The sequence below is a fragment of the Streptomyces sp. B1I3 genome, from assembly GCF_030816615.1.
In the GTDB taxonomy this organism is placed as follows: Bacteria; Actinomycetota; Actinomycetes; order Streptomycetales; family Streptomycetaceae; genus Streptomyces.
In genome coordinates, this window is record NZ_JAUSYD010000001.1 from 5,739,663 (window position 1) to 5,759,619 (window position 19,957).

Annotated in this window: 15 protein-coding genes; 5 read left to right on the forward strand and 10 right to left on the reverse strand. The window is 72.4% G+C overall.

Features of this window, described 5'->3' with window-relative positions:
• Nucleotides 1-426 precede the first annotated feature (426 nt).
• Complete coding sequence (locus tag QFZ58_RS26115; RefSeq protein ID WP_307127332.1) at nt 427-1,635, forward strand: MFS transporter; 1,209 nt, start codon at nt 427-429, stop codon at nt 1,633-1,635.
• A 179-nt stretch (nt 1,636-1,814) separates the two neighbouring features.
• Here the strand turns inward: QFZ58_RS26115 and QFZ58_RS26120 are convergent, their stop codons facing one another.
• The 5 genes from QFZ58_RS26120 to QFZ58_RS26140 form a co-directional block, all read right to left on the reverse strand.
• Nucleotides 1,815-3,569: an NAD+ synthase gene (locus QFZ58_RS26120; RefSeq protein ID WP_307127333.1), complete on the reverse strand. Its 1,755-nt coding sequence runs from the start codon at nt 3,567-3,569 to the stop codon at nt 1,815-1,817.
• A gap of 77 nt (nt 3,570-3,646) precedes the next feature.
• Nucleotides 3,647-5,230 carry a multicopper oxidase family protein gene (locus QFZ58_RS26125; RefSeq protein WP_307127334.1) on the reverse strand — a complete coding sequence of 528 codons (1,584 nt, stop codon included), beginning with the start codon at nt 5,228-5,230 and terminating at the stop codon, nt 3,647-3,649.
• A 254-nt stretch (nt 5,231-5,484) separates the two neighbouring features.
• Complete coding sequence (locus QFZ58_RS26130; RefSeq protein ID WP_307127335.1) at nt 5,485-5,910, reverse strand: CBS domain-containing protein; 426 nt, start codon at nt 5,908-5,910, stop codon at nt 5,485-5,487.
• Between the two features lie 192 nt (nt 5,911-6,102).
• Nucleotides 6,103-6,798 (reverse strand): DUF305 domain-containing protein, encoded by a 696-nt coding sequence (locus QFZ58_RS26135; protein WP_307127336.1) that lies wholly within the window; start codon nt 6,796-6,798, stop codon nt 6,103-6,105.
• Nucleotides 6,795-7,466 (reverse strand): DUF3105 domain-containing protein, encoded by a 672-nt coding sequence (locus tag QFZ58_RS26140; RefSeq protein ID WP_307127337.1) that lies wholly within the window; start codon nt 7,464-7,466, stop codon nt 6,795-6,797. Before QFZ58_RS26140 ends, QFZ58_RS26135 begins: the two co-directional genes overlap by 4 nt.
• Nucleotides 7,467-7,712: 246 nt before the next feature.
• On the opposite strand from QFZ58_RS26140, the gene glnA reads away from it, so the two are divergent.
• On the forward strand, nt 7,713-9,074 hold the full coding sequence (glnA, locus tag QFZ58_RS26145; RefSeq protein ID WP_307127338.1) for a type I glutamate--ammonia ligase: 1,362 nt from the start codon (nt 7,713-7,715) through the stop codon (nt 9,072-9,074).
• Between the two features lie 234 nt (nt 9,075-9,308).
• Here the strand turns inward: glnA and QFZ58_RS26150 are convergent, their stop codons facing one another.
• Both QFZ58_RS26150 and QFZ58_RS26155 read right to left on the reverse strand, forming a co-directional pair.
• Entirely contained in the window at nt 9,309-10,085 is a 777-nt protein-coding gene (locus tag QFZ58_RS26150) for an SDR family oxidoreductase (protein ID WP_307127339.1), read from the reverse strand.
• A gap of 102 nt (nt 10,086-10,187) precedes the next feature.
• Nucleotides 10,188-11,078, reverse strand: coding sequence for an RNA polymerase sigma-70 factor (locus QFZ58_RS26155; protein WP_307127340.1), 891 nt, complete (start codon nt 11,076-11,078; stop codon nt 10,188-10,190).
• A gap of 138 nt (nt 11,079-11,216) precedes the next feature.
• Between QFZ58_RS26155 and QFZ58_RS26160 the strand changes: the two genes are divergently transcribed.
• The gene (locus QFZ58_RS26160) at nt 11,217-12,563 is read left to right on the forward strand and encodes a HEAT repeat domain-containing protein (protein WP_307127341.1); all 1,347 of its coding nucleotides are present in this window, start codon (nt 11,217-11,219) and stop codon (nt 12,561-12,563) included.
• Between the two features lie 520 nt (nt 12,564-13,083).
• The gene (locus QFZ58_RS26165) at nt 13,084-13,872 is read left to right on the forward strand and encodes a putative protein N(5)-glutamine methyltransferase (RefSeq protein ID WP_307127342.1); all 789 of its coding nucleotides are present in this window, start codon (nt 13,084-13,086) and stop codon (nt 13,870-13,872) included.
• Here QFZ58_RS26165 and QFZ58_RS26170 read toward each other — a convergent pair.
• Complete coding sequence (locus QFZ58_RS26170) at nt 13,850-14,392, reverse strand: pyridoxamine 5'-phosphate oxidase family protein (RefSeq protein ID WP_307127343.1); 543 nt, start codon at nt 14,390-14,392, stop codon at nt 13,850-13,852. The two genes, QFZ58_RS26165 and QFZ58_RS26170, sit on opposite strands and share 23 nt — an antisense overlap.
• A 167-nt stretch (nt 14,393-14,559) precedes the next feature.
• On the opposite strand from QFZ58_RS26170, the gene QFZ58_RS26175 reads away from it, so the two are divergent.
• Nucleotides 14,560-17,556: a bifunctional [glutamine synthetase] adenylyltransferase/[glutamine synthetase]-adenylyl-L-tyrosine phosphorylase gene (locus QFZ58_RS26175; protein WP_307127344.1), complete on the forward strand. Its 2,997-nt coding sequence runs from the start codon at nt 14,560-14,562 to the stop codon at nt 17,554-17,556.
• A 58-nt stretch (nt 17,557-17,614) separates the two neighbouring features.
• Here QFZ58_RS26175 and QFZ58_RS26180 read toward each other — a convergent pair whose 3' ends face one another.
• Both QFZ58_RS26180 and QFZ58_RS26185 read right to left on the reverse strand, forming a co-directional pair.
• Nucleotides 17,615-18,547: a phosphatase PAP2 family protein gene (locus tag QFZ58_RS26180; protein ID WP_307127345.1), complete on the reverse strand. Its 933-nt coding sequence runs from the start codon at nt 18,545-18,547 to the stop codon at nt 17,615-17,617.
• Nucleotides 18,548-18,703: 156 nt separating this feature from the next.
• The gene (locus QFZ58_RS26185) at nt 18,704-19,747 is read right to left on the reverse strand and encodes a LacI family DNA-binding transcriptional regulator (RefSeq protein ID WP_307127346.1); all 1,044 of its coding nucleotides are present in this window, start codon (nt 19,745-19,747) and stop codon (nt 18,704-18,706) included.
• Nucleotides 19,748-19,957: the final 210 nt, after the last annotated feature.

Here is a 19,957-nt window from a genome sequence, read left to right on the forward strand (position 1 = left end):
TGCTGCTCCGGCCCGGCGCAGCCGTCGTCCTCGCCCGGTGGGTCCTGGCCCGCGGCGAGACATCGACGACCGGGTGACGCGTACGGCCGGGCCTCCTGAACGGCTCCGGCGCGGGCCCGCCCGTGATCTTCTGCACAGGGCGGCAGGGGCACCGGCTTCCCGCGCCGGCCCCGTCCGGTCACCGAGCCGGTCCTGACCAGCAACACCACCGCCACCGGGCAGCGGCGACGCCCCTGTTCCGCCGCGCCGCCGCAACGGGCCGTTCACCTCCGGGCATAAAACGTCTGCGACACTTTGTTCCGTACAGATACTTAATCCGGGACCCCACGTCCGGACCGGCAACGAAGCCGACGCTCCCGCCCCCGTCCTCCTGCCGCCCGCCCACCGCGGGCCGGGCGGCACCCACCCCGAAAGAGGTTCATCCCCATGCCCCTGGCCCTGCTCGCCCTCGCTGTGAGCGCCTTCGGCATCGGCACCACCGAGTTCGTGATGATGGGCCTGCTGCCCAACGTCGCGGACGATCTGGGAACGTCCGTACCCACCGCCGGTTATCTCGTCTCGGCGTACGCGATCGGCGTCGTCCTCGGTGCCCCGCTGCTCACCGGCCTCGGTTCCAGGATCCCGCGCAAGCGGATGCTCCTGCTGCTGATGGCGGTCTTCACCGTCGGCAACCTCGCCTCGGCGTTCGCCCCCGACTTCGGCTGGCTGCTCGCGGGCCGTTTCCTGGCGGGGCTGCCGCACGGGGCCTTCTTCGGCGTCGGCGCGGTCGTCGCCGCCCGCCTCGTGCCGGACGGGCGCCAGGCGCGGGCCGTCGCGACGATGTTCCTGGGCCTGACCGTCGCCAACATCGTCGGTGTACCGGCGGCCACCCTGCTGGGGCAGCACCTCGGCTGGCGCGCCACCTTCATGGTGGTCGCGGTGATCGGGCTGGGCGCCATGGCCGCGCTGGCCCGTCTCGTACCGCAGATCCCCGTCGAGGCGCACCAGAACGTACGCCGCGAGCTGAGCGCGCTCGGCAACCGGCAGGTGCTGCTCGGCCTGCTCACCGCCGTCCTCGGCTTCGCGGGCGTCTTCGCCGTCTACTCGTACCTCTCGTCCATGACGACCGAGGCGATGGGCTTCGGGGAGTCGTCGGTGACCCTCGTCCTGGCGCTCTTCGGCATCGGGATGACACTCGGCGCCCTGGCGGCCGGACCGCTGACGGACCGCGCGCTGCGGCCCACGCTGTACGGGTCGCTCGCCGCCCTCGCCGTCGTACTGGCCGTCTTCCCCTTCACCGTCCACGTGCGGTGGGCGGCGCTGGTGATGGTCGTACTGCTGGGCGGGATCGGGTTCATGACGACCACTCCGCTGCAGATGCTGGTGATGAACAAGGCCAAGGACGCACCCACGCTCGCCTCGGCCTCCAACCACTCCGCCTTCAACCTCGCCAACGCCGGTGGCGCCTGGCTCGGCGGCATGGCGATCGCGGCAGGCTGGGGCTGGACGTCACCGGCCCTGGTCGGTGCGGTCCTGGCGGTCGCCGGCCTCGCGGTGGCGGTCACGGCGGGCGTCCTGGACCGGGCGCCGGGAGCCTCCCGCATCGTGGCGGCCGGGACGGCCGTCCGTGACGAGCGGAAGGCCGGCGTGCACTGACGTGCGGGACCCGCGCGCGGGGACCACGGCGGACATGACACAGGGCCCGTACGGCGGTCGAGCACGACCGCCGCACGGGCCCTGTGGGCGTACGGGGTCGAGGACGACCGCCGTACGGGCCCCGCGGCCGTGCAGGCCGGGCCCCGGCCGTACGGCAGGGGCCCGGCGGCCCTACGGGGTCAGCCCGACTCACGCCACCTGTTCGTGATCGGCAGCCGCCGGTCCTTGCCGAAGCCCTTCGGGGAGATCTTGGTACCCGGCGGGTACTGCCGGCGCTTGTACTCCGCCGTGTCCACCATCCGCAGGGTCTTCGTCACCAGCGCCTCGTCGAAACCGGCCGCCACGATCGCTTCCCGGCCCTGGTCCCGGTCGACGTACATCTCCAGGATCCGGTCCAGCACGTCGTAGTCCGGCAGGGAGTCCGTGTCCACCTGGTCCGGACGCAGTTCGGCGCTCGGCGGCTTGGTGATGGAGGCCTGCGGGATCGGCGGGGTCTGCCCACGCTCCTCCGCGGCCCGGTTGCGCCACTTCGCGAGGCGGAAGACCGACGTCTTGTACACGTCCTTGATCGGCCCGTACGCGCCGACCGAGTCCCCGTACAGCGTGGAGTACCCCACCGCCAGTTCGGACTTGTTGCCCGGAGCGAGGACGATCTGGCCCTCCTGGTTGGAGATCGCCATCAGCATCGTGCCGCGCAGCCGTGACTGCAGGTTCTCCTCCGCCAGCCCGCTCAGCCCCAGGGCCCCCATGTACGCGTCGAACATCGGCTCGATCGGCACGGTGCGGAAGTGGAGACCGGTCCGCCGGGCCAGTTCGGCCGCGTCGCCCTTGGAGTGGTCCGAGGAGTACTTCGACGGCATGGAGACGCCGTAGACGTTCTGCGCGCCCAGCGCGTCGCAGGCGATGGCGGCGACGAGCGCCGAGTCGATGCCGCCGGAGAGCCCGATCAGGACGCTGCTGAAACCGTTCTTCGCGGCGTACGCCCGCAGGCCGACGACGAGCGCGGAGTACAGCTCCTCGTCGTCGTCGAGCCGCTCCGCGTACCCGCCGGCGAGCTCCGGCACGTACGCCGGAAGGGGCTCGCCGGTCAGGACCACGTGGTCGATGCGCAGCCCGTCGTTCACGACCCCGGACGGGGCGTCGGCCGCGGCGGCCGGCAGATCCAGGTCCAGAATCACGCTGCCTTCGGCGAACTGCGGGGCGCGGGCGACGACTTCGCCGTCCTTGTCGACGACGATCGAGTCACCGTCGAAGACGAGCTCGTCCTGGCCGCCGATCATCGCGAGATAGGCCGTCATGCAGCCGGCCTCCTGCGCCCGCTTGCGCACCAGTTCGAGGCGGGTGTCGTCCTTGTCCCGTTCGTACGGGGACGCGTTGATCGACAGCAGCAGCCCGGCCCCGGCGGCGCGCGCGGCGGGGACGCGGCCACCGTCCTGCCACAGGTCCTCGCAGATCGCGAGCGCCACGTCGACGCCGTGCACGCGCACGACGGGCATCGAGTCACCGGGCACGAAGTACCGGAACTCGTCGAACACGCCGTAGTTGGGCAGGTGGTGCTTGGCGAAGTTCAGCGCGATCCGCCCGCGGTGGAGCACCGCGGCGGCGTTGCGCGGGGATCCGGCGGGCTGTCCGTAGCGCGCGGCGGCGTGCTCGGACCGGTCGAGGTAGCCGACGACGACCGGCAGTTCGCCGAAGCCCTCGTCGGCGAGGCGGGTGGCGAGGGCGCGCAGCGCCTGGCGCGAGGCCTCGACGAAGGACGACCTCAGGGCCAGGTCCTCGACGGGGTAGCCGGTCAGCACCATCTCGGGGAACGCCACCAGATGGGCGCCCTGCTCGGCGGCGTGCCGGGTCCAGTGGACGATCGACTCGCTGTTGCCGGCGAGATCACCGACGGTCGCGTCGATCTGATTCAGTGCGAGACGTAGTTGAGGCACGCCGCCGAGTCTAATCGTCTTTCTGACGCGATGTCCTGGGGCCCGCCCGAAAGCGGGCCCTTCCCGTCGGAAACCGGTCAGCGCTCGTACCCGAGGACCGTCATCATGCCCGCTTCCGCGTGGTAGACGTTGTGGCAGTGCAGCATCCACAGGCCCGGATTGTCCGCGTCGAAGTCCACTGTCAGCGAGCGCTTCGGCAGGATGATCGCAGTGTCCTTCCGGGCGCCCGCACCGGTTCCCGCCATGGCGAAGGTGTGCCCGTGCAGGTGCATCGGGTGCCACATGTTCGTCGGGTTGGTGAACACCAGCCGCACACGTTCCCCCGCCCTGACCGGATGACGCGCGGCGGGGTCGTACGCCTTCTTGTCGAAAGCCCAGTCGTAGTTCCGCATGGAACCGGTGAGCTTGAAGCGGATCGTCCGGTCCGGCGTGCGGGGGCTCAGCGCCACCGAATCGTCCGGTACCAGCTTCCCGGCCTCCGGCAGCTCGCCGTCCAGCTCCTTCGGCCGTACGGAGGCATCCGGCGCCGTACCCGCACCGGTCCGCAGCACCGCCATCGCCGAGGCCTTCTTGCCCTCGGCGAGCGCGGTCAGCGGGAACACCCCGTCCCCGGCGGTGACCAGCACGTCGTACCGCTCGCCCATGCCCAGCAGCAACGCGTCCACCGTGGAGGGCCGGACCGGGTAGCCGTCGGTGTGGGTGACGGTCATCCGGTGACCGCCCAGCGCGATGCGGAAGGCGGTGTCGCCGCCCGCGTTGATGACGCGGATGCGGATCCGGTCGCCCGGCCGGGCGGAGAAGGTCTCGGGGGACGCAGGGGTGCGCCCGTTGATCAGGTAGTGGGGGTAGGTGACATCGCCCGCGTGGCCGCCCAGCAGCTCGCTGGTTCCGCCCTTCGCCAGCCGCGAGGGCCCGTCGCTGCCGCCACGGGTGGGCTTCCGCGCCTCCGTGGGCATGCCGGTACGGGCGCTCCCGGTACCCATGTCCATCGTCATGGGGCGGCGCCCGTTGGTGAGCTCCGCGAAGACCGCGTCCGGAGTCGAACCGTCCACCCCGTCGAGCCAGTCGTCCAGGACGACGACCCATTCGTGGTCGTACGCGAGCGGCTCCCGCGGATCCTCGACGATCAGCGGTGCGTACAGCCCGCGGTCCGGCTGGAGGCCCGAGTGCGAGTGGAACCAGTACGTCCCCGGCGACCGCACCGGGAACCGGTACGTGAAGTCCGCGCCGGGTTCGATGGCCCGCTGGGTCAGCCCGGGTACGCCGTCCATGTCGTTGGGCACGGTCAGACCGTGCCAGTGCAGGGAGGTCGCCTGCGGCAGGTGGTTGGCCAGGGTGACCGCGAGGGTGTCGCCCGCGGTCACGCGGAGCTCCTCGCCGGGCAGCCGGTCGCCGTAGAGCCAGGTGGGGACGGTGAGCCCCTCGTCCAGTTCGATGCGGGAGGCGGTGGCGGTGAGCGAGACCCTGCGCGGGGGGCCCGCGCCCCGCCGGGACTCGGCCTCCATGACCTCCGGACCGTCGGGGGCGACGTACCGGTCGGCGGGCCGCGCGGTCGGCGGTGTGGGGAGAGGGGCGGCGTGGGCCCGGGAGGCGAGCGCCGCGGTTCCCGCCAGGGCGATACCGGCGCCGAGCATGGCGCGACGAGTGGGCATTTCAGACATATTGCGCACCGTACCGGTATCGGGTATAAGCGGGCCGCTCCGACACCCGGCGGCCCGCGCCCCGGTACTCCGCCACCGCGCGCGTCCCGGCACCCGACGGCCCGGCATCCCTCGCGGGTGCGAGCGGTACCGGGCTGCGGGGGTGGGCGCGTGGGAGCGGCGGGAAGCTCACACATGGAAGGGGAGCTCATACGTGGACGGCGCGGGCGCAGTTCACACGTGGAGCGGGGAGGCCACGCGGGGGAGCGGGGAGGTCACGCGTGGGAGTAGACCCGCTCCGCCCAGCCGGCGACCTGCTCGTCGGAGAGGTGCCGGGCCAGGTCGGCCTCGCTGATCATGCCGATGAGCTTCTTGTTCTCGACGACCGGGAGCCGGCGGATCCGGTGGCTCTGCATCTCGTCCAGCACGGCGTCGACCTCGGCACTCGCGTCGATCCACCGCGGGGTCCCGTCGCAGAGTTCGCCCGCCGTCACCTTCGACGGGTCGTGCCCCGCCGCCACACAGTCGATCACGATGTCGCGGTCGGTGATGATGCCGACCATCTTGTCCTGCTCACCGTTGGCGGAGACGGGCAGAGCGCCGACCTGGTGGTCCCGCATCATCTGCGCGGCACGGTCGAGCGTCTCGTGCGCGGGGATCCAGTGGGCCCCGGTGTGCATGATGTCCTTGGCGGTGGTCATGGGTTCCTCCTGCTTGCCGGTGGGCATGCCGTACGGCCCCGAGACACACCCATTCTCGCGACCCCGGCAAGCTGACGCCACCGCTGCCCTCATGGGTCATCCCGCGCACGCCACCGTCGTGCCCGTGAGGCCCGTCGGGCCTTCGGACCCGCCCGGCGTCACTCGTACGGGCGTACGTGGGGCGTGCGGCGTTCAGGGGCGGGGGGCGGCGCCCCGCGCGGCGAGCATGTCCGACATCAGGTCCAGCTCGGACCGCTGCGCGTCCACCATCGTCCGGGCGAGCCGTTTCTCCACCGGCACGGCGCACCGCTCGGCGCAGCCCTCGGCCATCGCGACGCCGCCTTTGTGGTGGTCGGTCATCAGCTGCAGGAAGAGGACCTCGGCCCCCTCGCCGTCGGCCTCACCGAGCCGTCTCAGCTCCGTCCGGGTCGCCATGCCGGGCATCAGGGCACCGTCGCGGTCCGCGCTCTGCGTGCCGTGTCCGCCGTGCATGTCGTGGCCGCTGTGGGTGCTGGGGGTGTCCGGCATCCAGGCCATCGGACCCTTCCCGTCGGGGGCCGTCTTCGGCAGCCCCCACAGCTCCAGCCAACCCAGGAGCATGCCCCGCTGGTTGGCCTGCGTGTTGGCGATGTCGTACGCGAGGCGCCGTACGTCCTCGTCCCGCGTGCGGTCACGCACGATGAAGGACATCTCCACGGCCTGCTGATGGTGGACGGCCATGTCCCGGGCGAACCCCGCGTCCGCCGACTCCGCCGTGGGCGGGCGGCCGGCCGGGGCCGCCCCGCCGTCCCGCGCCGAGGCGACCGTCGCGGCCCCCGCGAACAACAGCGCGAGCGCCACGGCGGAGCCGGCGGCCCACTGCGCACGCCGGTTGCGCGCCGTACTCACCCGTCGACCCCGCCCGTGCACGGCGCACCCGGCTCGGGGGTCTGCGCGCCCTGGACGTACTTCGCGAAGAACTGCGCCACCCGCCGGTCGTCCGCGCCGTCCACCGTGACCTGCTTGCCCCATGCGCTCAGCATGATCGCCCCGGCCTGGCCCTCGTACGGGCTCATGAGGGAGTACGGGGTACTCCTGACCCGGGACGCGAGCTGGGCGACATCGGCGTCGGACGCCTTGCCGTTGTACGTCACCCAGACCGCGCCGTGCTCCAGGGCGTGGACGGCGTTGACGTCCGGGACGGCCTTTTCGTATACGACGCCGTCGCAGTTCAGCCAGGCCGGGTTGTGGTCCCCGCCGACCGGCGGCTCCATCGGATACGTCACGTCGGTCGTGACGTGGTTGCGTGTCAGCTTCTTCGCGTCCCAGGTCCTCTCGCCCGGGATCGCCCCGGCCGCGGGCTGCTGGTCCTCCGGCTCCGCCTGCTTGCCGTCCTGGGCCCGGTCGCCGCTCCTCTCCTTCGCCTCGGACCTCTCCAGCAGCGTGTACGAGCCGAAGCCCAGCAGGCCGGCGACCACGACGGCGCTCAGGCCTATGGTGACGACGCGGTTGCGGCGGTCGCGCGCGCGGTCGTCGGTGCGCATCTGTTCCACTCGGGTCCTGCGGTCGAAGCTCATGTCGTCGGGTCCTTCTGCCAAGGGGTGAGGAGGGACGGGGAGCGGGACGGAAAGACGGGCGGGCGCACGGTCGCCGGGAGGCCCTTGCGGCCCATGCACACCATGGGCGCCGATCGTAGTGGGTGGCCGAGTGCTCTCTCTCACACCGAGTGCGTAATCTGGGTGAAATCCCGGGTCGTGATACTGGAGTGTCTCCCCTACCCCGGGCGGTGGTGCACGGACCGTCTGAACTGCAAGGATGTGGCTATGGACAAGCAGCAGGAATTCGTCCTCAGGACGCTTGAGGAGCGCGACATCCGCTTCGTACGGCTGTGGTTCACCGATGTTCTCGGGTACCTCAAGTCCGTCGCCGTGGCCCCTGCCGAGCTCGAGCAGGCATTCGACGAGGGCATCGGCTTCGACGGCTCCGCCATCGAGGGCTTCGCCCGGGTGTACGAATCGGACATGATCGCCAAGCCCGACCCCGGCACGTTCCAGATCCTGCCCTGGCGCGCGGAGGCCCCGGGCACGGCACGGATGTTCTGCGACATCCTGATGCCGGACGGCTCGCCCTCCTTCGCCGACCCGCGCTTCGTGCTCAAGCGCATCCTCGCCAAGACCTCGGACCTGGGCTTCACCTTCTACACCCACCCGGAGATCGAGTTCTTCCTGCTGAAGAACAAGCCGGTCGACGGCAGCCGTCCCACCCCGGCCGACAGCTCGGGCTACTTCGACCACACCCCGCAGAACGTCGGCATGGACTTCCGCCGCCAGGCGATCACCATGCTCGAGTCGATGGGCATCTCGGTCGAGTTCAGCCACCACGAGGGCGCCCCCGGCCAGCAGGAGATCGACCTGCGCTACGCGGACGCGCTCTCGACCGCCGACAACATCATGACCTTCCGCCTCGTCATGAAGCAGGTCGCGCTGGAGCAGGGCGTGCAGGCCACCTTCATGCCGAAGCCGTTCTCGGAGTACCCGGGTTCGGGCATGCACACCCACCTCTCCCTCTTCGAGGGCGACCGCAACGCGTTCTACGAGTCGGGTGCCGAGTACCAGCTCTCGAAGGTGGGCCGCTCCTTCATCGCGGGCCTGCTCAAGCACGCCGCGGAGATCTCCGCCGTGACGAACCAGTGGGTCAACTCCTACAAGCGCATCTGGGGCGGCTCCAGCCGCTCGGCCGGCGCCGGGGGTGAGGCCCCCTCGTACATCTGCTGGGGCCACAACAACCGCTCCGCGCTGATCCGCGTCCCGATGTACAAGCCCGGCAAGACCGGCTCGGCCCGCGTCGAGGTCCGCTCCATCGACTCCGGCGCCAACCCCTACCTGACGTACGCGGTGCTCCTCGCCGCGGGCCTCAAGGGCATCGAGGAGGGCTACGAACTCCCGGCCGGCGCCGACGACGACGTCTGGGCGCTCTCCGACGCGGAACGCCGCGCGATGGGCATCGAGCCGCTGCCGCAGAACCTGGGCGAGGCGATCTCCCTGATGGAGAAGAGCGAACTGGTCGCGGAGACGCTCGGCGAGCACGTCTTCGACTTCTTCCTGCGCAACAAGAAGCAGGAGTGGGAGGAGTACCGCAGCGAGGTCACGGCCTTCGAGCTGAAGAACCTGCTGCCGGTGCTGTAGACGCAGGCCGGGCGCTGTCGTCGCGCTCGTACGTGGCTCGGGGCCGACGGTGCGACACCGTCGGCCCCGAGTTGCAGTGTCAGGCAGACGTGACGCTGCCCGGGCCACGGTTCGCCCGCCGGTCGTGTCACGGCGCAGCCGCGCCCACCGGCCCGCATCCACCGGGCGTCCTCGCAGCACAGGTTCCCCCGGTGGCCGTTCGGGCGGGTAAAAGGGCCCGGGGTCGCCGCCGCGTCACCGCTTGCGTCCGCCACCCCCGTCGCCCGTACCGGCGGCGGACCGGGCGGCCAGGTACTCCTCGAACGTGCCCTTGCCGACGGCCTGTTGCGGGGCCAGGTGGCCTCCAGAGCGGAAGCTCCGGTACGCCGGGCCGAAGAGGGGCACCTGCACCACGGGGCGCCTGCGCCCGGTGGCGGCGAGGTACGCGCGGGCCAGCTCCGGGAAGGTCCGCACGGCGGGGCCGCCCATGTCCGCCACCCGGCCGGCGGGCGGGCCCTCCGCCAGTCCGGCCAGGCGGTCGGCGACCTCGGAGACCTCCACGGGCTGGTCGCTCACCCCTGCCGGGAGGATCAGCACGGGCAGTTTCGCCAGGGCCCGGAGGACCGTGGCGACCAGGTCGTGGAACTGCGTGGCCCGCAGCACCGTCCAGCCGAGCCCCGACTCCTCCACCATCCGCTCCACGGCGAACTTGGACCGGTAGTAGCCGAACGGCACCCGGTCGACGCCGACGATGGAGATGTAGACCAGGTGACCCACGCCCGCGCGGCGCGCCGCCGCGACGAGATGTGCGGCGGCCTGCTCGTCGCCGCCACGGGGCCCGGTCGCGCAGTGCACGACGGTGTCCACGCCGTCGACGGCCGCGTCCAGTCCGGGGCCGCCCTCACGCAGATCGACGGCGTACGGCTCTGCGTGCCTGCTGAGTACCCGTACCTCGTGCCCCTGTGCCCGCAGCCGCTCGGTGACGAGGCGGCCGAGCGTTCCGGTACCGCCGGTGACCAGGATCGTGGCCATGCTGTTCAGTCCCTTCCGATGGTGGCGCTCCCGGACGGAGCGCCCTCACCCCTCAGGACCGGGTAGCCCCACGCGATGTGACAGGCCCTGCCGCACGGGCGCCTACGGACGCGCGAGCTGACGCCCTACGAAGGCCAGTTTGTCCGGGTTCATCACCACCCGCACGGCGACGATCTCCCCGTCGCGGCAGTCGAACGCGGCCACTGCGAGCAGCGTGCCGTCCGCGTGCCGGGCGACCAGGGCGGGCGCGCCGTTGGCCTCGGTGACCGTGAACCCCACGCCGTCGAGGAACCGTTCGGACATGCCCACGAGGAGGCGGGCGACCTTCTCGCGGCCTGCCACGGGCCGCCGGGCCGTGGAGACCTTGCCGCCGCCGTCGCTCCACCAGGTCGCATCGGCCGCGAGGAGCTTCTCCAGACCGGCGAGGTCGCCCTCCCGCGCAGCCGTGACGAACATGGTCACGAGTTCCTCCTGCCGCTCCCGCCCGGCCGGAAAGCGGTTCTCGGACGTGGCGATCCGCTGTCGCGCCCTCCGGTGGAGCTGCCGGCAGTTGGCCTCGCTCAGGTCGAGGACGCCGGCGATCTCCCGGTGCCCGTACGCGAAGGCCTCCCGCAGTACGTAGACGGCACGCTCGGTGGGCGTCAGCCGCTCGAGCAGGACCAGCACGGCCAGGGACACCGTGTCCCGTTGCTCTGCCGACTCCAGCGGACCGAGTGCCCCGTCCGAGGTGACCACGGGCTCCGGCAGCCAGGCCCCGACGTACCTCTCGCGCCGGGCACGGGCGGAGGCCAGCCGGTTGAGACAGAGGTTGGTGACGACCTTGGCGAGCCAGGCCGCCGGCGCCTCGACCGCTGCGCGGTCGGTGGCGCTGAAGCGCAGGTACGCGTCCTGGACGGCGTCCTCGGCCTCCTCGGCGGAGCCGAGCATGCGATAGGCCAGTCCGAACATGCGCGGGCGGTGGGGCTCGAACTCCTCGGCGGACGCGGTCGTCATGTGGTCAGCCTGCCAGACCCCCTGCGCCGGGCCGCCAGGTGTCGCCAGGGCCACGGAACCCGTCCGGCACGGCCCGGCCCACCCGATCCGTGCTTTGCTCGGCGGGCCGATGACGGAGCGGGAATGGGGGAGGGGCGCGTGAGCGAGGGCGGACTCGACGAACAGCTCAGGGCGGCGGTACGAGCGGGCGACGCCGACGCGGTGAGGAGCCTGGTGGGGAGCGGCGCGGACCCGGACACGGTCGGCGCGGACGGCCTGCCGGTGCTCTTCGGCGCGGTGGCGGCGTACGACGCGGCGGTCGCCGAGGCGCTGGTGGAGGGTGGGGCGGACCCCGACCGGGCGCTGCCGGACGGCACCACGCCCCTGTGGCGAGCAGTGGACGGCGGCTCCCCCGCCGTCGTCTCCGCGGTGCTGGGCAAGGAGCCCCGGCTACGGCTCCCGGAGGCCGCCCGCGAACAGCTGCTCACTGTGGCCCGGAGCTGGTACGAGAGCGGTGCGGCCGGGGAACTGCGGCGCAGGACAGGCGCGGCGGGTCCCGCCGTGACGGTCCGGGTGCACGACGACGAGTACAACCACGTCGATGAGGTGTCACTCGGCGGACTCGTCGTACGGGCCGGGCACGGTGCCGTTCTGACCTCACTGGAATGGGCCTTCGGCATCCTCACCCCCGTCGACGAACTGATCGGCCGGGCCGTCGGCCGGCCTGACGAGGACGATGTGCACTGGTCCGCGGTCCGATGGGTCCTCACCGCGCGCCGCGACGCCGGGACATGGTCGGCGGTGGTGGTCCACCGTCACCACCCCGCTCCGGCGCACCGCCGCTTCGTGGCGGATCTCCTGTGGTCGCGAGGGGTGTCGCTCGGCAACGACACCTGCAGCGAGAAGAGGGACAGCGTGTTCCTGATCGGCTGGGCGGCGGAGGAGAGGGACAGTGTGATGCTCGCGAAGGTGCTGCACGCCCTCACCGAGTACGAGGACCCCGGCCAGGAGGCCGTCGGACTGCGCTACGCCGCCCATGCCGATCCCCGGGTCCGCCGTGAGGTGCCCTGGGCCCTCACCCAGGAAGGTGTCTCCCGCAGCCCGGCGTCCTGTGCCGCGCTGCTCACTCTCCTGCGTGACCCGGACGCCGAAGTGCGGCGCGAGGCGTGTGCGGCCGGGGCGCGGGACGACGGCATGATCGCCGGGATCACCGAGGCCCTGCTCATGCTGGCCGAGGAGCCGGACGCCGCCTCGCGGACGGCAGCCGCGGCGGGTCTGGCCGCATCCCGGGACCGTACGCCAGCCGTCGCCGACACCCTGGCGGCGCTGCTCGGCGAGAGCGATCAGCTCGTGCGCCTGGAGGCCGCCTACGGGCTGGCCCGGCGGGACGATCCGCGCACCGCCGAGGCGATCGGACGCGTCGGGCCGCTCGGCCCCGGCTTCGAGCACGACCACCGGGCCCACGCGCTCCTGGAGTGGCGGTGGCGGCAGCGGGAGGCGCGGTGACGTACGGACGGCGGCCCGCAGCTTCCAAGGCCCACCGCTTTCCGGCGCGCAGCTTCCCGGCCGCAGCGGAGCCGGAGTGCCCGCCCCGGCGGGTTTCCACGGAGTGCCGGATTACCGGGGCGGGTGACCGGGGATCAGGCGCCGGTGCAGGTGAGGGTGCCGGGCGCGGTGGCCGCACCGCCGGTGGCCGGCGAGGGGTCAGCGGGCCACGCGTGCGCGCCTGTTGACGGGCCCCGCCCACCGACCGCGGGTCACCGTCCGCGTGCCGGTCCTGTCGGCCGGCGGCGCGCCCGTGACCCCGCGGTGCCCGTGACCCCCGTGGCGCCCGCGAAAGGGCAGAACCCGGCCGGTGGCCGGGCCCGTTCTGGTAGTCTGCCGCTTCCCGAGACCGGGACCGACCCAGGAGGTGAGACCCATTACCGCTGTATCAGTACGGGTGCTCACCCCTCGCCGTCGCGTGGCCGACACGGCATAGGCGACCGCGGAGCGCCCATCGGATTTCCCCGAAAGGCTCCGCCGCATGTCTCAGTCGACTCCACCGCTCACCGTCTCCTCGATCGTCACCACGCTCCGCGCCGCCGGCTGCGTGTTCGCCGAGGACGAGGCGGAACTGCTCCTGTCCACCGCCCCGGACCCCACCGAACTCGCCGCGATGGTCGAACGCCGGGTCGCCGGGCTTCCGCTCGAACACGTCCTGGGCTGGGCCGAGTTCCACGGAATGCGTATCGCTGTGGACCCAGGTGTCTTCGTACCGCGACGCCGTACCGAATTCCTCGTCTCGCAGGCCGCGGCGCTCGCCCCCGCCGGGGCGGTGGTCGTCGACCTGTGCTGCGGCTCCGGCGCGTTGGGTGTGGCACTGGCGTCGGCGCTGCCCGGCGCCGAACTGCACGCGGTCGACGTCGAACCCGCCGCCGTACGCTGTGCGCGGCGCAACGTGGAAGGGCTCGGGACGGTGTACGAGGGTGACCTCTTCGCGCCGTTGCCCGTCTCGCTGCGCGGCCGCGTCGACGTCCTGCTCGCCAACGTGCCCTACGTCCCCACCGACGACGTCGGGCTCCTGCCGGCCGAGGCGCGCATCCACGAGCCGCGGGTGGCACTCGACGGCGGCGGCGACGGGCTCGACGTCATGCGCAGAGTGGCCGCCGAGGCGCCGGACTGGCTGGCCCCGGGAGGCAGCCTCTTCGTCGAGACGAGCGAGCGCCAAGCGGCACGGGCCCGCGAGACCGTGGGCGCCGGCGGACTCACCCCGCGCGTCGTCGTCTCCGGGGAGCTCTACGCGACCGTCGTCATCGGGACCCGGCGTCCGTGAACTGCCAGCGGGTCTGACCGTACGGCTCGCCCTTCGCGAAGCCGAAGGCCGTACGCGGGGGCACCGCGAAGACCTCCGCGCGGCCGCCCGCGCCGTTGGAGAACATGCCGTCGGTGACACCGAAGTGCCAGTCGCTGCCGTACTTGGCCTCCCATGCACCGGCCAGCGCGATCAGCCGCTCCTCGTCCGTCACCCGGACCGCCCGGCCCTCGACCACGACGTCGAAGCCCTCGTTCAGCGTGTTGGCGCCGGTGGTCAGGACGACCTCCGGGTTGGCTGCCAGATTCCGCGCCTTGCGCTCCGCCGCGCCCGTACAGAAGTGCAGCGCACCGTCCGACCAGAGGCCGATCAGCGGTGTGACGTGCGGGCGGCCGTCGGGGCGGACCGTGGACAGCCAGTACAGCTCCGCACCCTCCAGCAGCGCGACCGCGTCCGCCCACGGGCGGGCGGTGGCGTCCTCGCCGCTGTAGCGGGTGTCCAGGGCGGTCTCGGGGGTGGCGTTGCGGTCCGTGTCCGGCATGACGGGCCTCCTGTGGATGCGGTGTGTGCTCGTACGGAGTGCGGTGCGTGCTCGTCCAGGTCATCGTGCCTGTGAAGTGCCGACTCCGCCGCCGCTCCGAATTCGCCGGCGCGCGGCTAGGCTCGGAGGTCGGACATGTGTGTGGTCGGCGGGCAGGAGAGCGCGGGATGACGACGGTGCCGGGACGCAGGAGCAGTACGTTCACCCGACTGCTGCGGCACGGTTTCACCGACCCGTCCGCCGCCGAACGGCTGCTGGACCTCCCCGAGCTGTCCACCGTGCGGTCCGATCCCGTCCTCTTCGACGCGCTCGGGGCGACCGCCGACCCCGACCTGGCCCTGCGCGGCCTCGTGCGGCTCGTCGAGGCCGAGGAGCCCGACGGGCGCCAGGTGCTGCTCGACACGCTCGTCACGGCGAAGCCGCTGCGCGACCGGCTGCTCGGCGTCCTCGGCGCGTCCGAGGCGCTCGGGGACCATCTGGCGCGGCATCCGCGCGACTGGCAGGCGCTGGTCACGTACGAGGCCACCGACCTCCATCCCGGGGTCGCGGAATTCGAACGCATGCTCGCCGGCGCCGCCGACCCGGACTCGCTGCGGGTCGCCTACCGCAGGTCCCTGCTGTCGATAGCGGCCCGCGACGTGTGCGGGACGACCGATGTCGCCCAGGTCGCCGCCGAGCTGGCCGACCTGGCGACGGCCACGCTGCGCTCCGCGCTCGCGATCGCGGGTGCCGCGGCGCCCGCCGACGCCGCGCAGTGCCGGCTCGCCGTCATCGCGATGGGCAAGTGCGGGGGACACGAGCTGAACTACGTCTCCGACGTCGACGTGATCTTCGTCGGGGAGCCCGCCGAGGGGGCGGAGGAGAGCGCGGCCCTGCAGGCCGCCACCCGGCTCGCCGCCCACATGATGCGGATCTGCTCCGACACCACCGTCGAGGGGACCATCTGGCCCGTCGACGCAAACCTGCGCCCCGAGGGCCGCAACGGACCGCTCGTGCGGACCCTCTCCTCGCACCTCGCCTACTACCAGCGCTGGGCCAAGACCTGGGAGTTCCAGGCGCTGCTCAAGGCCCGCCCGGTCGCCGGTGACCGGGGACTCGGCGCGGAGTACGTCGAAGCCGTCTCGCCCCTGGTCTGGCAGGCCGCCGACCGGGAGAACTTCGTCGGCGACGTACAGAAGATGCGCCGCCGAGTCGTGGACAACATCCCCGTCGACCGCGTCGACCGGGAGCTCAAGCTCGGCCCGGGCGGGCTGAGGGACGTGGAGTTCGCCGTACAGCTGCTGCAGCTGGTGCACGGGCGCAGCGACAGCACGCTGCACGCCGGCTCCACGCTGGAGGCCCTGCGGGCGCTCGCCGACGGCGGATACGTCGGGCGGGCCGACGCGGCGCAGCTGGACGAGGCCTACCGCTTCCTGCGGGCCATGGAGCACCGCATCCAGCTCTACCGGCTGCGCCGCACCCACCTGGTGCCCGAGGACGAACCCGACCTGCGGCGTCTGGGGCGCTCCCTCGGCCTGCGCACGGATCCCGTCGCCGAGCTCAACAGGGCGTGGCGGCGGCACGCCTCCGTCGTGCGGCGGCTGCACGAGAAGCTGTTCTACCGGCCGCTGCTGGACGCCGTGGCCCAGCTGGCACCCGGCGAGAGCCGGCTCAGCCCGAAGGCCGCCGTCGTCCGGCTGGAGGCCCTCGGCTACGCCGATCCCGCCGCCGCGCTGCGGCACCTGGAGGCCCTGTCCTCGGGGGTGTCCCGCAAGGCCGCCATCCAGCGGACGCTCCTGCCGGTGCTGCTCGGCTGGTTCGCCGACTCCGCCGATCCGGACGCGGGCCTCCTCGGCTTCCGGCAGGTCTCCGACGCGCTCGGCAAGACCCCGTGGTACCTGCGGCTTCTACGCGACGAGGGTGCGGCGGCCGAGAACCTCGCCCGTGTCCTGTCGGCCGGCCGCCTCGCCCCCGACCTGCTGATGCGTGCCCCGGAGGCCGTGGCCATCCTCGGCGCGCCGGAGGGGCTCCGGCCCCGCGACCGTGCCCACCTGGAGCAGGAGGTGCTGGCCGCGGTCAGCCGGGCGCCCGGGGCCGAGGCGGCCGTCGCGGTGGCGCGCGGGATGCGGCGGCGAGAGCTCTTCCGTACGACGGCGGCCGACCTGATCGGCTCGTACGGCACCGAGGAGAAGCCGGCCGAATCCGATCCCGGGGCGCTCGTCGACCGGGTCGGCTCCGCCGTCACCGACCTGAACGCGGCCACTCTCTCGGGGGCCCTGCGCGCGGCCGTACGCGCACGATGGGGCGACACCCTGCCGACCAGGTTCGCGGTCATCGGCATGGGCCGGTTCGGCGGGCACGAGCTGAGTTACGGCTCCGACGCGGACGTCCTGTTCGTGCACGCGCCGCGCGAGGGCGTGAGTGACGAGGAGGCGGCCCGGGCCGCGAACACCGTCATCACGGAGATGCGCAGGCTGCTCGAACTGCCGACGGCCGACCCGCCGCTGCTGATCGACGCCGACCTGCGGCCGGAGGGCAGGAGCGGGCCGCTCGTGCGCACCCTGAAGTCGTACGAGGCCTACTACCGGCGCTGGGCGCTGGTGTGGGAGAGCCAGGCCCTCCTGCGGGCGGAGCCGGTGGCGGGGGACGAGGAGCTCGGGCGCGCGTTCATCGAGCTGATCGACCCGCTGCGTTATCCGGTGGAGGGGCTGGGGGACGACGCGGTGCGCGAGATCCGGCGGCTCAAGGCGCGGATGGAGTCCGAGCGGATGCCGCGGGGCGCGGACCCCACCCTCCACGCCAAGCTGGGGCGGGGCGGGCTCAGCGACGTCGAGTGGACGGTACAGCTGATGCAGATGCAGCACGGCTGGGCCGAGCCCGGGCTGCGCACGACGCGTACACGTGAGGCGCTGGCCGCGGCGTGCGCGGCGGGGCTGATCCCGGCCGAGGAGGCCCAGACGCTGGACGAGGCGTGGGTGCTGGCCACGCGGGTGCGCAACGCGGTGATGCTGGTACGCGGGCGGCCGGGGGACACGTTCCCCTCGAACCCGCGCGAGCTGACGGCGGTGGGCCGCTACCTGGGCTACGAGCTGGGACACGTCGGGGACATGCTGGACGACTACCGCCGGATCACGAGGCGGGCGCGAGCGGTGGTGGAGGAGCGGTTCTACGGGGCGGCGGGGTGAGAGGCCCGGCGGGAGGCGGCGGTGCCGCCGGCCGCCTGACGGGCCCGGGAGGACGCCCTCAGTCGCCGGGCTCCGGGGCCGCGGCGGGGGCCGATCCCGGGAGCAGGGCACGCAGGCGCCCGCCCCCTGCGCCGGAACGCGGGACCACCTTCGGCAGACGGTGCGGAAGCGACCCGTACCAGCCGTACGAGACCGCGTAGCCGAACGTCAGGCAGGCCATTCCGCCCACCGCGTCCAGCCAGAAGTGGTTCGCGGTCGACACGATCACGATCAGCGTGACGAACGGGTACAGCAGGCCCAGGATGCGGGCCCAGGGTGCGGTCGCCAGGGCGCATATGGTCAGACCGCACCACAGGGACCAGCCGATGTGCATCGACGGCATCGCCGCGTACTGGTTCGACATGTGCTTGAAGTTGCCCGAGGCCATCGACCCCCAGGTCTCGTGCAGCATGACCGTGTCGATGAAGCCCGTTGCCCTCATCAGGCGGGGAGGGGCCAGCGGGAAGAGGTAGTAGCCGAGCAGCGCCACCGCCGTGGTCGCGAAGAGGATCAGGCGGGTCGCCGCATAACGGCCCGGTTGGCGGCGGAACAGCCAGATGAGCACACCGATGGTGATGACGAAGTGCAGCGTCGCGTAGTAGTAGTTCATGGACACGATCAGCCATGTCACCGAATTGACCGCGTGGTTGACCGTTTCCTCGAAGGCCAGCCCGACGCTGTGCTCCAGGGACCAGATCCGGTCGGCGTTGCGCAGGGCAGCCGCCTTCTGCTCGGGCACGGCGTTGCGCACCAGCGAGTAGAGCCAGTAACTGACCGCGATCAGCAGGATTTCGAACCACAGGCGCGGGCGCCGGGGGGAGCGAAGCGAGCGCAGGCGCCAGGACCACTGGGGGCGGGGCCCCGGAGGCTCGGCGGCGGTCGCTCCGACCGCGAGGGGTGAAGGGGTGACCGCCGTGCGGTCTTCCTGTGTAGTCACGTGCGATTCACCCATAGGCGCAGAGTCTGCCAGATACGTTCCCGTGTGCCCGATGATCCTCCGGTCGGGTACCGGCCGCACATTCTGTACCTTACGGCCAGGTGCGCGGTCCTGAGCGGGCCCCACGGGTCCTGCCGCCCGCCGGTCCGGTCCCGGTCGTGCCCCGTGCGGTCACCGGCGTGACCGGGGGCCCGGCGAGGTGCCCGGCCCCGCCGCGGTCGAGCCGCGGACGACCAGCTCGGGCATGAAGACGAATTCGCTGTGCGGAGCGGGGGTGCCGCCGATCTCCTCCAGCAGCGTGCGCACCGCGGCCTGTCCCATGGCCGTCACCGGCTGCCGGATCGTGGTCAGCGGCGGATCGGTGAACGCTATGAGCGGGGAGTCGTCGTAACCGACCACCGAGAGGTCGCGCGGCACCTCCATCGACAGCCGGCGGGCCGCCCGGATCGCGCCGAGCGCCATCATGTCGCTGGCGCACACCACCGCGGTGCAGCCGCGCTCCATCAGGGCCGAGGCCGCCGCCTGGCCACCCTCCAGCGTGTAGAGGGAGTGCTGGATCAGCTCTTCCACCGCGTCCGCGGCAAGGCCGAGCTGCTCCGCCATCGTGGCGTGGAAGCCCTCTATCTTGCGCAACACCGGCACGAAGCGTTTGGGGCCGACCGCGAGGCCGATGCGCTGGTGTCCCAGTGCCACCAGGTGCGTCACCGCGAGCCGCATCGCGGCCCGGTCGTCGGGGGAGATGAACGGCGCCTGCACCTTGGGGGAGAAGCCGTTGACCAGGACGAAGGGAACACCCTGCGCACGAAGTTGTTCGTAGCGCTGCATGTCGGCGGAGGTGTCGGCGTGGAGGCCGGAGACGAAGATGATGCCCGAGACCCCGCGGTCCACGAGCATCTCGGTGAGCTCGTCCTCCGTCGAGCCACCGGGCGTCTGCGTCGCCAGCACCGGTGTGTAGCCCTGCCGCGTCAGCGCCTGGCCGATGACCTGGGCGAGGGCGGGGAAGATCGGGTTCTCCAGCTCGGGCGTGATGAGGCCGACCAGTCCGGCGCTGCGCCTGCGCAGGCGCACCGGGCGTTCATAGCCGAGGACGTCGAGCGCCGCGAGGACGGATTCACGGGTAGCCGCGGCGACACCGGGCTTGCCGTTCAGTACACGGCTGACCGTCGCTTCGCTGACCCCCGCCTGAGTTGCGATATCGGCAAGCCGTGCGGTCATGGAAGTGGACTGTACCGGGCGCGTGTCGGATTGCCCACCATGCGCCGGATTCGGGCCCCACGGCTCCGTGGCGGAGCTCTGCAGCGGCCTGCGCAGCAATATCTTGCAAGGCCTTGCGGCCCCTCCCCGCTCACGGCGATCGGATCGTCGTACCGCCCAGGGAGGCGGCCTGGCCTGCTGCGGGCAGGGCGGAACGGGCTCCGTCAAGAG